This window comes from Calothrix sp. PCC 7507 (assembly GCF_000316575.1).
In the GTDB taxonomy this organism is placed as follows: Bacteria; Cyanobacteriota; Cyanobacteriia; order Cyanobacteriales; family Nostocaceae; genus Fortiea.
This window is the reverse complement of record NC_019682.1, coordinates 4,736,996-4,749,618: the sequence shown is the minus strand read 5'-3', so window position 1 is coordinate 4,749,618 and position 12,623 is coordinate 4,736,996. Positions and strand designations below refer to the sequence as shown.

General features: G+C 42.1%; 10 protein-coding genes. 7 read left to right on the top strand and 3 right to left on the bottom strand.

Going from position 1 to position 12,623, the window contains the following annotated elements:
- Positions 1-9 precede the first annotated feature (9 nt).
- The 6 genes from CAL7507_RS20255 to CAL7507_RS20230 all read left to right on the top strand — a co-directional run bounded on the left by CAL7507_RS20255 (position 10) and on the right by CAL7507_RS20230 (position 7,154).
- Positions 10-333, top strand: a complete 324-nt coding sequence (locus CAL7507_RS20255; RefSeq protein WP_015130357.1) for a hypothetical protein — start codon at positions 10-12, stop codon at positions 331-333.
- A 920-nt stretch (positions 334-1,253) separates the two neighbouring features.
- Entirely contained in the window at positions 1,254-2,084 is an 831-nt protein-coding gene (locus CAL7507_RS20250; protein ID WP_015130356.1) for a squalene/phytoene synthase family protein, read from the top strand.
- 105 nt (positions 2,085-2,189) lie between these two features.
- Complete coding sequence (gene hpnJ / locus CAL7507_RS20245) at positions 2,190-3,647, top strand: hopanoid biosynthesis associated radical SAM protein HpnJ (protein ID WP_015130355.1); 1,458 nt, start codon at positions 2,190-2,192, stop codon at positions 3,645-3,647.
- A 93-nt stretch (positions 3,648-3,740) separates the two neighbouring features.
- Positions 3,741-4,613, top strand: a complete 873-nt coding sequence (gene hpnK / locus CAL7507_RS20240) for a hopanoid biosynthesis-associated protein HpnK (RefSeq protein WP_015130354.1) — start codon at positions 3,741-3,743, stop codon at positions 4,611-4,613.
- Positions 4,614-4,997: 384 nt separating this feature from the next.
- Positions 4,998-6,032 carry a site-specific DNA-methyltransferase gene (locus tag CAL7507_RS20235; protein ID WP_015130353.1) on the top strand — a complete coding sequence of 345 codons (1,035 nt, stop codon included), beginning with the start codon at positions 4,998-5,000 and terminating at the stop codon, positions 6,030-6,032.
- A gap of 696 nt (positions 6,033-6,728) precedes the next feature.
- Positions 6,729-7,154 carry a hypothetical protein gene (locus tag CAL7507_RS20230; protein WP_015130352.1) on the top strand — a complete coding sequence of 142 codons (426 nt, stop codon included), beginning with the start codon at positions 6,729-6,731 and terminating at the stop codon, positions 7,152-7,154.
- 125 nt (positions 7,155-7,279) lie between these two features.
- Here the strand turns inward: CAL7507_RS20230 and CAL7507_RS20225 are convergent, their stop codons facing one another.
- Together CAL7507_RS20225 and CAL7507_RS20220 are read right to left on the bottom strand one after the other, a co-directional pair.
- On the bottom strand, positions 7,280-7,645 hold the full coding sequence (locus tag CAL7507_RS20225) for a DUF2237 family protein (RefSeq protein ID WP_015130351.1): 366 nt from the start codon (positions 7,643-7,645) through the stop codon (positions 7,280-7,282).
- A 169-nt stretch (positions 7,646-7,814) separates the two neighbouring features.
- Positions 7,815-9,443 carry a cyclic peptide export ABC transporter gene (locus tag CAL7507_RS20220; protein ID WP_015130350.1) on the bottom strand — a complete coding sequence of 543 codons (1,629 nt, stop codon included), beginning with the start codon at positions 9,441-9,443 and terminating at the stop codon, positions 7,815-7,817.
- A gap of 287 nt (positions 9,444-9,730) precedes the next feature.
- On the opposite strand from CAL7507_RS20220, the gene hpnI reads away from it, so the two are divergent.
- The gene (hpnI, locus tag CAL7507_RS20215; RefSeq protein WP_015130349.1) at positions 9,731-10,870 is read left to right on the top strand and encodes a bacteriohopanetetrol glucosamine biosynthesis glycosyltransferase HpnI; all 1,140 of its coding nucleotides are present in this window, start codon (positions 9,731-9,733) and stop codon (positions 10,868-10,870) included.
- Positions 10,871-11,182: 312 nt separating this feature from the next.
- On the opposite strand, the gene CAL7507_RS20210 is transcribed toward hpnI, so the two are convergent.
- Entirely contained in the window at positions 11,183-12,502 is a 1,320-nt protein-coding gene (locus CAL7507_RS20210) for a hypothetical protein (protein WP_015130348.1), read from the bottom strand.
- Between the last annotated feature and the right edge of the window lie 121 nt (positions 12,503-12,623).

Sequence of the window (12,623 nt, the reverse complement as noted above, 5' to 3'; positions counted from 1 at the left end):
GAATCCGATTTGATTATTGAAAAAATCTCAGCATCTGTAGGGGAGACGCTAAGAGCGATGGGGTTTCCCCAAGTGGAGCAACTGGCGTTGGGCAATGCCCACCGTATCATGGTTTTGGTGGGCATTGCCCACCCTACTACGTGTATTTCAGAAAAATCCTATAGACTCAAAAATATTTTTTTGAGTGGGCAAATCTCACTCTTTTTTATTTCTAAGGGTCAACCATTTCTCATACCATTTTGGATTTTAGATTTTGCGGAAAGTCTGAGCGCCGGCTTCCGGCGCTCAGACTTTCAAAGACAGATTTTGGATTGTCAGAGAGCTACTTTATAAGCTTCTGCTCGTTCCATCTGTCGCCTTCTTTTTTTAAATTGATCTCAGATAAATGAAGTACAGACCTAGGTGTAAATTACTGTTATCCCTGACAATTATCTTTACCTCACCAAGTTGAAAACTGCTGTAATAATTTGGTTAATTTAAGAATATTTGTAGGTTAGTTTGAAAGAAGTTAAACCTAACATTAAACGGTAATTGTTGGATTTTATTCCTCAAACCAACTTACCTAGTTTTCTGATAGATAAAGTCTCTGTATAGAAGAGTTAGAGACAGTGACTTTAATGTTGTTCAAGGCTTACGCTTACAGTTCAGTTAAAGATAATCGAGTGAAACCGCACAAATATCTAGAAACTTTGGCTTACCCCGCCTTAAGCCGCTCCGCGTCTATATTCCTCAAACGCCACTTCAACGCTAGCTGCTACAGGTAGGCAAAGCCGCCTACGTGAGTGGCTCCCCAACCTACGCGATTTAAATTTTTTGGTCTTAACTGAAGCCTATTGTGGTTTTTACTGACTATGCAGATATGACTTAATTGTCTCTAAGAACACATTAGCTATAGTTTCCTAGTCAGCTTAACTGAGACTATGGAAATTAAACTCTCTAGAATTGTCTTTTCCCTAATGGAGAGTTTTTTAGCTAATCAGCAAAATTTTAACATAATCGGTTATATTTACCTGAAAAGTTTATGATAGCTATATCCGAGCCATACACTAGACATTTTTGTCACTAAACCCTCATGTACTAGACTAAACATTGATTAATGTGAGATTTTTGTTAATTGTGATACCTAAAACCATTAATTTTTCGATGACATACTAGCGCATCTACAGTTTTTAAGGTTTAGTAAAAACTATATCCAGTATCATCAGAAAACTGCTAACTTCATGTGGTGTGAAAATCAAGAGAGGAGTGACAATATGAATTTACGTAGGGATGCACTGCAAATCCTGAAAGATACTAGTAGAACTTTTTATATTCCGATTAGCATTTTACCGCCAGGATTACAAGAGGCAGTCGCATCAGCATACTTGTGTATGCGAGCTATTGATGAAATTGAAGATCATCCAGCACTGGATAATCGAACTAAAGTGAAGCTGTTACGAACAATTAGCTTGACGTTACAAGCAGGTGTTGATGGCTTTGCAGTTGATGCTTTCTCCTTGGGATTTAACGGGCACGAGAATACTTTAGCAGAAGTTACCCTGAGAATTAGAGAATGGTCAATATTGGCACCAGAGGCGATCGCCCCTCGAATTTGGGATGCAACAGCAGCAATGGCAGACCGAATGGCTGACTGGGCAGAAAAAAACTGGAAAATTCAGACAGAGTCAGATTTAGATCGTTATACTTTCGGGGTGGCAGGTGCGGTGGGATTGTTGCTCTCGGATTTATGGGCTTGGTATGATGGAACACAATCTAACCGGACTCAAGCAATTGGGTTCGGTCGAGGCTTACAAGCAGTGAATATCCTCCGTAACCATACCGAAGATTTGAAACGGGGGGTAAAATTCTTTCCAGATGGTTGGAGTGCGGCTGATATGCATGAATACGCACGTCGCAATCTTTTGTTGGCAAATGCTTACACCAATACTCTCCCTACTGGCCCTGCTTTGGATTTTTGTCAAATCCCGTTAACCTTGGCACATGGCACTCTTGACGCCTTAGCTAATGGTAAAGAAAAACTCAGCCGTCGTGATGTCTTGGCACTCATCCAACAGCTGATTGGTGCAAGCATGAAGGCTAGTTAGTGATACCGGGGATGAGGGAGATAAGGGAGACAAAATAATCAATCCCCTATTCCCCAATCCCCAATCCCCAATCCCCTATTTCCCAATCCCCAAAAGGAGAGATTAGTGAAGAAAACTCTGTTCCTCAGCCCTCCATCATTTGACGGGTTTGATGGTGGTGCTGGTTCACGATACCAAGCTAAACGCGAAATTACATCATTTTGGTATCCTACATGGTTGGCTCAACCTGCTGCCCTTGTACCGGGTAGCAAACTGGTGGATGCGCCACCACATGGTCAAACTGTGGAAGATGTGCTGAAAATTGCCAAGGATTACGAATTGGTGATCATGCACACTAGCACACCTTCATTGACTAATGATGTCAAGTGTGCTGAAGCGATAAAAGCCCAAAATCCAGATGTCCAAATTGGTTTTGTAGGGGCCCATGTAGCAGTTTTGCCAGAGGAGACGCTGCGGGATCACCCAGTGATTGATTTTGTCTGTCGTAACGAATTCGACTATACCTGCAAGGAAGTAGCAGAAGGGAAACCGCTGGCGGAAATCACAGGTTTGAGTTATCGCGATAACTCAAATATCCGTCACAATGAAGAACGTCCCCTAATTCATGACTGGGATGCTATGCCTAGCGTCCTCCCCACTTACGCCCGTGACTTGGATATCACCAAATATTTCATTGGCTACCTATTACACCCCTACATTTCCTTTTACACTGGGCGTGGTTGTCCGGCAAAATGTACCTTCTGCCTATGGCCGCAGACAATTGGTGGTCATCTCTACCGTCATAAAAGCCCGGAAGCGGTGGGACGGGAGATGGAGGAAGCCAAAGCGATTTTTGGCGACAAAGTGCGGGAATATATGTTTGATGATGATACTTTCACCATTGATAAACATCGGGCGATCGCAATCAGTGAACATATGAAGCGACTCAATCTAACTTGGAGTTGCAATGCCCGCGCCAACTTAGATTATGATACCCTAAAAACCTTACGTGATAATGGTTTGCGCTTGCTGCTAGTTGGGTTTGAATCAGGTAATCAAGATATTCTCAACCGCATTAAGAAAGGCATCAAGCTAGAAGTGGCGCGGGAATTTATGAAAAATTGCCACAAACTGGGTATTACTGTTCACGGTACTTTTATTATTGGTCTACCTGTGGAAACCCAGGAAACTGTAGAGGAGACAATTCGCTTCGCCTGCGAACTCAGTCCCCATACAATTCAGGTTTCCATTGCTGCGCCTTATCCTGGTACAGAATTGTATGCACAAGCCAAGGACAACGGCTGGTTTACAGACCACGCATTAGTCGCTAACTCTGGGATTCAAACCTCGACATTGCAATATCCCCATCTTTCTAGTGCAGCGATTGAGGATGCAGTTGAGCGGATGTATCGTAAATTTTACTTCCGCCCCAAAGCGATTATCCCCATTGTGCGGGAAATGCTGGGCGATCGCCAGATGTTAGTCCGTCGCCTGCGCGAGGGCGGTGAGTTCTTCTCTTACTTGAAAGAACGCCGCACCCAGTCTGCTGCAAATGCCAAATCCAGTCAAACCGTAGGTGTCTAATAGGCGCTAGAGTCAGTGATCAGTTTATTCACTGATAACTGATCACTGATAACTGATACTTCGACTGCGCTCAGTACAAGTCACTGATATCCCATGCCCAATTCCCCACATCCTCGCTTCGCCATCATTAATGGCGATGACTTCGGTTTTTCCCACGGTGTGAATCAAGCGATTATCCAAGCACATGAACAAGGTGTGCTAACTAGCACTAGTCTGATGGTAACGGGTGATGCTGTTGAAGAGGCGATCGCTTTGGCTAATACTCACCCTAATCTGGCTGTCGGTTTGCATCTAGTGTTGGTATGTGGTCAGTCGGCCTTACCACCTTCCCAGATTCCCCATTTAGTTGACTCCTTGGGTAACTTCTCCAACAGTCCCCTGCAAGCAGGGTTAAGTTACCAATTCCATCCTGCAGCCCGTGACGAACTGTGGCGAGAAATCCGCGCCCAATTAAAAAAATTCCGTAATCTGGGATTGCCCCTTTCCCATGTAGACGGGCATTTACATTTACATACCCATCCAGTGGTTTTACGTATCTTAGTAGAATTAGCGCAGGAGTTTGATATCAAGGTGATCCGTTTACCAGCCGAAGAACTGGGGATGTCCTTGAAGCTCGACCGTCGTAATTTGCTGACGAAGCTAGTCTGGTCGTTTGTGTTTGGTGGCTTGCGCCGTTATGGTGAGCATTTACTGAAAGCTCATGGCATTAGTTTTGCTGACCGAGTCTACGGTTTATTGCAAACAAGTAATATGAATGAGGAATATTTGCTCAGTCTCATACCACAAATTCAGGCTGATTTTGTGGAGATTTATTCCCATCCCGCACTGATAGAGGAAGGCGAACCATTGAATGGTCCAGAAGGGGCCGGAGAGGTAGAACTTGCAGCACTTTTGAGTGAGCAAGTACGTAAGGCTTTAAATATGAATGGGTTTGAGTTGACTAATTATGTCAAAGCCCTTTATTAAAGATGAGCGTTGCTAATTTAAGAGATGTCAGGCTATGTTGAGAGGATGTTTTAAAAGGGTCTTTGTAGGCGCTAGCCTTAGAGCAGGGTACGCAGCGGAGTGTAGGCGTTAGACTTAGAGCAGGGTAATATCTCAGTATGCACCAAAACCTAGATTCTACCTTACGCTACGCTCCAGTCAGAATGACAAAATTATACCTTCTCAGACTTTACAAACATCTTCTGAGAAGCAATATGTTCGATTTTGCTGAATAGTGAGACGAAATATAGCAATTAGCTAAAAAGTAAAAAATGCTTTTGGTGTGAAAGCTAAGAATGGGAAAATTTATGCTTTCATGGATAATGCTATCTTGGTATAAAGTAATTTTGTACTAAAAAAGTTGATATGAGACTGAATTGTAATCCTTACTATGAAACAAAATTTGGTGCTACTTATTTAGGAAACAGCCTAGAATTAATAGCTGATATTCCCAACGAAAGTATCGACCTAATTTGTACATCTCCACCATTTGCGCTTGTTCGTAAAAAAGAGTACGGAAACGTTGATGCCGATGAATATGTGGAATGGTTTAAAGATTTTGCTACACAATTTTACCGTATTCTTAAACCAACTGGCTCATTGGTTATTGATGTTGGTGGCAGTTGGATCAAAGGAATTCCTGTTCGTTCTCTTTACCACTTTGAGTTAGTTGTTTCTCTGTGCAAAGCAAAAGAAAAAGGCGGACTTGGGTTTTATCTGGCACAAGAATTGTATTGGTATAATCCAGCTAAACTTCCTACACCGGCGGAATGGGTGACAGTTCGTAGAGAAAGAGTCAAAGATTCGGTAAATACAGTTTGGTGGTTGTCAAAAGAACCTCATCCTAAAGCTAATAATAGAAGAGTTTTAAAGCCTTATAGCAATGCAATGAAAAACCTTCTTAAGAATGGATATAAGCCTAAAATCAGACCATCTGGTCATGATATTTCCGATAAATTTGGTAAGGATAGAGGAGGCTCTATCCCTCCGAATATTATTGATGGACGTTGTAGTACAGACAAAGGAGAAATAGGTCAGCCAACTCTTATGCAAGAAAATTTATCAGAAGATTTAGTTCAACCAGTCAATCTGATTTCGGCATCAAATACCGCTTCCAACGATTATTATCAACGACGTTGTAAAGAAGAAGGTTTTAAGCCACATCCGGCAAGATTCCCTCAAGCCTTACCTGAGTTTATCATCAACCTTTGTACAGAACCAGGAGATATTGTTTTAGAACCTTTCGCTGGCTCTAATATGACAGGTCGGGTTGCAGAAACCTTGCAAAGACACTGGCTAGCATTTGAGATTGATGAAGACTACATCATCAGCTCAAAACTGAGGTTTGAAGAAAATGCTCCTTGTTGCACCTCGACAGCGATCGCTACATTGCACGAGTAAGAAACAATCAAGCTACGAAATTTTCAGGCTCACTCCAAAAGCTTACAGACAAAGGTTGCTCTTAGCCATTGTCGCACTAAAAAGGTGCGTGATCATGGCTAACATCAGGCTTATAAATTGCGATCGCTACAACACCAAGATTCATAACAAATTAGGACTTACGCAACTGGCACAAGATATTTGTAGGGTGTGTGACGCTACGAAAAAACTCTGTACGTAGACTCAGGACTTATAGCGTCACGCACCAAAGTTTTGACTGTGACACATGCGTAAGTCCTACAAATAAAAGCAGTAATTGCAATTCTTTTTGTACTTGGTATTTTTAAACTAGAAGAAGGCAATAGTGATGTGATTGCTTAATCCTTCTGTTGAGCATAAGTAGAACGGCTTAAATAATTCACGCTATGTCATTGCGAATGAAACGAAGTGGAATGAAGCAATCGCAAGGGTTATGCCGATTTTACAATCTGTTACATAGTTAGGTTTATTCTCACCGACTTACTTAATTATCCATGTCTAAACTAAGCGATCGCACCTCAACCACTCCCCTAAAGAGCGATCGCATCCCCACTAAAAACCCAACTTCCCTAACCCATGTCATCAGGTAACATCCTCACTGCCACACATTTGGACAACCTGGAACCCTTGTAGAAACTCACTTTATTTTGCTTCCCTAATATAACCTCAAGCAAAACTATGAACTTTGAAGAAATCTGGCAACAATACGACTTTACCGAAGCAGAATTGCTTTCAATGGGATGGCAATTTCCCTATAATTATATCCTCAATCTCAACTACTACTGGGAACTCAATCCCAATAATACAGCTTCTGAAATTTCTACCACCGAACAACCCCTAAAACTTATCCTGAAATCCTGCATTCGGCTCGATATACAACTCAATTCCAACCCTAATGATTTACCGGAAATACCCGCTAATCTTGGTACAATTACTGGCTGGGGTAAAGTCACTCCCTCCCCTTGGATAGAAAACCTCTCCCTTTCCCCTGATGAATGGCTACACCTATTTTTTGATATCGGTGGAAACAACAAAATTGAAGCACTTTGTCAATCGCTTGTCATTGAAAAAATAGCCCAAGAATCCTTAGTATTGACTTCCTAAATTAGTTGAAAAAGCATCAAATATCATCCTCGGCAAAACTGTGAAATTATGACAGCATTATCTAAAGAAAAGTCCAAATTGCGATCGCATCTTTCCCTAACAGGTGCGATTCTTTTTAGAAATCCCTAAGTGAGAGCATGTTTTTTCAAATCCTCAAAATTGCAGACCTCTAAGGCTCTAGCATGGGTGGCTGCAAGCACAACTGGAGGTGCAACACCAGCTTCCAGCGCTTCTTGCCAACGTGCAGCACATAAACACCAGCGATCGCCTGGCCGCAATCCGGGAAAATTAAATTGGGGCGCAGGTGTACTCAAGTCGTTTCCCTGGGATTTAGTATATTCCAGAAATTCTGCTGTGAGTTGGGCACAAACAACGTGCATCCCAAAATCCTGGCCACCTGTATTACAAAACCCATCGCGGTAATACCCAGTCACAGGAGAAGTGCAGCAACTCTCCAAGTTTGTCCCTATTACGTTTCTAGCATCTGCCATTTTTAATTCCTCGGTGTTGAGTTTTCAGCTGATGTGCGTTTAACTTGCATTCTGCCTAAATAGGGTATTCAGAAGCCAGAATACATTAACCTTTTGACTCGTGGCTCAGGGTATTCAGGAGTCAGGAGCCAGAATACACAAATCTCCTGACTCCTGGCTTCTGATTAGCTTAACTGTGGTGTTGCTTGTCATATTCAATTTTGCCGTATTCTAACTTAACTATCCGATCTGCGAGATGAAAATAGCGATCGTCGTGGCTAATTGCTAATATAGTTTTCCCTCTACTTTTCAGTTCTGGTAGTAGTTGAGTGTAGAATATTTCTTTAAATACAGGGTCTTGATCTGCAGCCCATTCATCAAACAAATAAATCGGTCTATCTTCTAAATAAGCCGTGAGCAAGGCTAATCGTTTACGCTGTCCTTGAGAAAGGGCAGTTGTCGAAAGTTGCCCATTTTCTATTTTAACTTTATGGTCTAGCTGTAGTTGTTTGAGATAATCTCTGGCTTGCATATCCAAATCAGGATTTTCTAAACCTAAAAGTTGTTCAAATAAATAGAAGTCAGAGAATATCACGGAAAAATGTTGACGATACCATTCTCGGTTTTGTTCATTAATTGATTCTCCATCCAACCAAATTTCTCCATTCTCTGGTATATAAAGTCCAGTGATAAGTTTAGCAAGAGTGGATTTGCCGCTGCCATTCCCACCTACAATAAACACTAATTCTTGAGGATATAGGGTCAAATCTATGGGTCCGAGAATAAAACCATTATCTTCTGTTTCTCGATAATAAGTGTGGGTAACTTCCTTGAATTGTAACTTTTGCCAGGAAGATTTGACGACAGGTGGCACTGTTGAGATTTCTGAGCGACTAGCTAAAGATAAACCTAGGGATTCGATTTTTTGTAAGGCAACATTAGCTTTACTAATTTGGGGCAGATTGCTCACAATATTGTCCATTGGCAACATTAAATAAGTAAAAGTCAGGATGTAGCCAGAGAGAGTTTGTGGACTAATTGTGATTAATTTTGGCAGTGCGAATAATAAAAAACCGATCGCAAAGAAAAACAGGAGTTTACCCCAGCTAGTAGTCGTGGCGAACAGAGTCAGTCCATCGACATTGTGACGGCGGAATCTGTTTGCTGTTGATTGCAGATATCTTGATAGAAAAACTTGACGGCGTTGATAGTTGAGTTTGAGTTCTTTGACTCCGGCGGTGATAGTTCCCAAATGCTTGAATAGCACATCTTGGTCTTCACGGGCTAGGGCTAGCAATTTTCCGCCTCTGTTTAATAGCCACTGACAGCTACCTATTCCCACTACCATCAAACTGACTAGGATTAAAAGTACTAACCAAGATAACCAAGTGATGTATACTAGGCAACCTAAGACCATCGCTAGATCAATACAGAGAAAAGGAATCACATACACAGAGTTAGCAACCGCTTGCACATCCTCTGTGAGTGTTGCTAATAGTCGGGGATTTCCTAGCTGTTCTAAATGGCTTAACTCCGAAGCTAGTATTTGACGACTTAAGCGCATCCGCAATTCTAAGACGGCATTTTGGGAGAGGCGAATTAGCATCACCTGTGAAATGATACTAGTAATCAGTGCCACGACTACCAGCCCCAAAAATCCCCACGCTATGGATGTCAGGGATGTAGATGTACTATTACTGGCAGCAGCGCTAATCAAGGCGATTAGTCCAGCGCTGCTACCACCACTCAGGAATCCTGTGACGATCGCAATAGCTACCATCCCCCAAGACGAACGCAAAAGAAAGTAAATCAAACTCATGATGACTAATGCCCAAGTTATTAAATTCGCTCTCCCAGGGGTGAGGAAGAAATTGCTATTAATTAGTTGAGGGTGGGGAAACCCCAACCCTACTTATGTCATTATAAAATAATAAGTTATCTACTTTTTATCTAAAAAACTTTATTTGTATCATCTCATATAAAAAGTATCTGTAGGGTGGGCACCGCTCACAGAATCAGGGTTTTGGTGGGCATTGCCCACCCTACCTACTTGAACCGTGATCACTGTTAACTGTTAACTGTTCACTGATTTAGAGCTTTGTGCAAATGCAAATTATTGAGCTAGTGCTGTTAATTCTTTGTTTAGCAGCTATCTTGTTTTACTGTTATGGGATTTATGCAGCGATCGCCTTTTTTCCTCACCCCCATCCTATCGCGTCCCAGTTTCATCCGGCTATTAGTATCCTCAAGCCAGTTTGTGGGCTAGATCGTGATGCTGAAGTAAACCTCGCTTCATTTTGCCAGCAAGATTATCCAGAATATCAGATTATCTTTGCTGTGCGCGATCGCCACGATCCTGTGATTGCACTTATCGAGAAAATGATCCAACAGTTCTCAGATGTAGATATGCAGTTGGTGGTGAGCGATCGCATTATTGGGGCTAACCTGAAAGTAAGTAATCTGGCGAATGCTGTCACTGCCGCTAAACATGAAATTTTGCTCATCGCCGATAGTGATATCCGCGTTGGTAAGGACTATTTACAACGGGTAATTCAGCCTTTGCAAGATGAGAGTGTGGGTGTTGTCACTTGTTTATATCGTTCCTTAGCACAGGGATGGGTAACAACCTTAGAAGCAGTGGGAACCGCTACCGATTTTCATGCTGGGGTTTTAGTTAACAATCAACTCTCAGGGATAAAATTTGCGTTTGGTTCCACAATTGTAATTCGCCAACAAGCCCTAAAAGCGATCGGTGGATTTGGGGCGATCGCCAATTATTTAGCTGACGACTTTCAACTCGGCTACCTACCAGCCCAGGCAGGTTACAAAGTTATACTCTCTGATTATATAGTTGACCATGTCCTAGACACCAGCACCTTAGCCGATGCCATCCAACGACAAATCCGTTGGGCGCGTTGTATCCGTGTTTCTCAACCTTGGGGTTATCTAGGACTGCTTTTCACCTACGGTACTGTCACCAGCTTGTTGTTATTAATTGCTAGCGGAGCATCAAAACTAAGTTGGATAATCTTAGTTATTACTTGGGGAATGCGGTTGTTAATGGGTTGGTTTGTAGGGGTGAAGATTTTACACGATCCAGTCGCCAAAAAGTTTTTGTGGTTAATTCCTTTCCGCGACTTAATTAGTTTTGGAATTTGGTGTCAAGGCTTCATTGGTAGCACCATTGAGTGGCGAGGACAGCAATTAAAGCTACTCAAAGATGGACAAATAAAGGCTGAAGTATGAAGTCTAAAATTACCCAACCTACGTAGATGAAGCGTTTTTGGCGCTAACACCAAGCGTATTGTCCTATATTTGGGCAATGCCTGGGCTGTTGACTTTGTACGAAATTAGCTAAAAATTATCATGCAATTTTTGTGTTTACCGTAGGGGCATCGGCACTGCCGTGCCCTGGTGAGAACGTTAACTACGACTATTATTTTGTATGATGCATTTTGGGCTGAAAACCCTCAGAGTCAACAGCCTAGGCAATGCCCACCAGCAAAATTATCAGGGTTTAACGCAAAGGGTTGGGTTCCCCCACCCTACAAAAATTACTTATTTAAAACCCTTGGCTGGGTTTTTTTGCCCCTTATTTTTAGGCTTAGATTTATTCACTTCTCCTAAAGCTTCTTGAAATAAGTTATGCAAATGTATCGGTACGCTAGCAATTTCTGGTAACTCTGGCTTGAGAGGTTTATGGAATTCTTGCAAAAGTGCATCCAAGTCACTTGTTAAACTCAACTCTGGACGTTTTAGGTATGTTTGCAACACCTTTTCTAAAGATGTGGGGTACTCTTGGGCTAACCTTTCCCAGATAAATGCATTAATAGAATTATCTTCAAGATAGTAGCGAATTAGTTTCTCTCCTCCTTCCACACTTTGCCAGTCTTCTGCTGATAAAATTGTTTTTATCTTGCTGTATGTCGGTAAAAATATTTGTCCCCAACGAGGATGAGAAAGAGCCGTGACTTGTTCTGCTTTTTTGAGTTCGCCTGGTAAATCAACCTTGGGTGCAACCATTTTGCTTTTATTCTTAAATATCTGAGCAACTTCTTCAGAATCAGCACCCGCTTCTTGCGCTACTGCGTTGATTTCCTCTTCTCCGAGTCCAGCTGCTGCTGCTACCTCAGCTAGGGATTTTGTCGGATCAATTCCGGCTGCTTCCAGGCTTTTTTGCAACAATATTTCTTGAAACTCAGCGATTTTTTTATTGAGTTGATATCCAGGTAATGTGATTTCATCACTACCAAAAAAGTCCACAAATTGATGATGATATTGCTCTACAGAGTGCCAAGCTTCTGCTAGTAACTCTGGAGCATCTCTGTAAAGATAACTTTTATAATTGTCTTTAAAATTGCCAATAGCTACAGCAAGTTTTGGTTTACCCAATTTACCCATGATTGTGTAGGTATCCGAAAACAACCAGTAGCTATCAGTGATGGGAGAAATGCTAGTCAACAAGATTTCTCCTACTTTTAACCGAGATATTTCTTGTAGCGTTTGAGAATTATTTGGCTTGGCGATATAGTGTTTGGCTGTCAACCAATTCATCAATTCCACGCCATCAGGTAAGATTTCGGTAATGGCAAATAAGCCGATAAAACTCCGCTCCCAGTTGGTGAGCAAGTGGCGATCGCTCTCTGATAAATCTGGATGGCTGGCGATAAATAATTCCAGTGGTGACTTGTCGCCGACTTTCCCTTCTGTAATGAAGCTATTGGTGATTAAGTTTCGCTGTGTACTATCCCCACCACTACGACGTAAATGTTCTGCTGCGTAGCTTTCCAGCGCTTGTGCGAGTTCACCTTCTGCATCGAGGACAAAATCGACTAAGGCTTGTTTGAGTGCGTGCGATCGCTCTAAAATGGCATCCACAGGTATATCTCTCTTGGCTGAATAGCTGTAGCTTATAACTATTGGGCAAACCACAGCATCTAGCAATAGCTAGATTTGTCATCAGCAGAATCATGCTTACTGCACCAAAAATCCTGCGGCT

What these genes read in the sequence shown, in the direction of transcription:
- CAL7507_RS20250 (WP_015130356.1), top strand. Translation starts at nt 1,254, where the DNA reads ATGAATTTACGTAGGGATGCACTGCAAATCCTGAAAGATACTAGTAGA.
- CAL7507_RS20230 (WP_015130352.1), top strand. Translation starts at nt 6,729, where the DNA reads ATGAACTTTGAAGAAATCTGGCAACAATACGACTTTACCGAAGCAGAA.
- CAL7507_RS20220 (WP_015130350.1), bottom strand. Translation starts at nt 9,443, where the DNA reads ATGAGTTTGATTTACTTTCTTTTGCGTTCGTCTTGGGGGATGGTAGCT.
- CAL7507_RS20235 (WP_015130353.1), top strand. Translation starts at nt 4,998, where the DNA reads ATGAGACTGAATTGTAATCCTTACTATGAAACAAAATTTGGTGCTACT.
- hpnI (WP_015130349.1), top strand. Translation starts at nt 9,731, where the DNA reads ATGCAAATTATTGAGCTAGTGCTGTTAATTCTTTGTTTAGCAGCTATC.
- hpnK (WP_015130354.1), top strand. Translation starts at nt 3,741, where the DNA reads ATGCCCAATTCCCCACATCCTCGCTTCGCCATCATTAATGGCGATGAC.
- CAL7507_RS20225 (WP_015130351.1), bottom strand. Translation starts at nt 7,645, where the DNA reads ATGGCAGATGCTAGAAACGTAATAGGGACAAACTTGGAGAGTTGCTGC.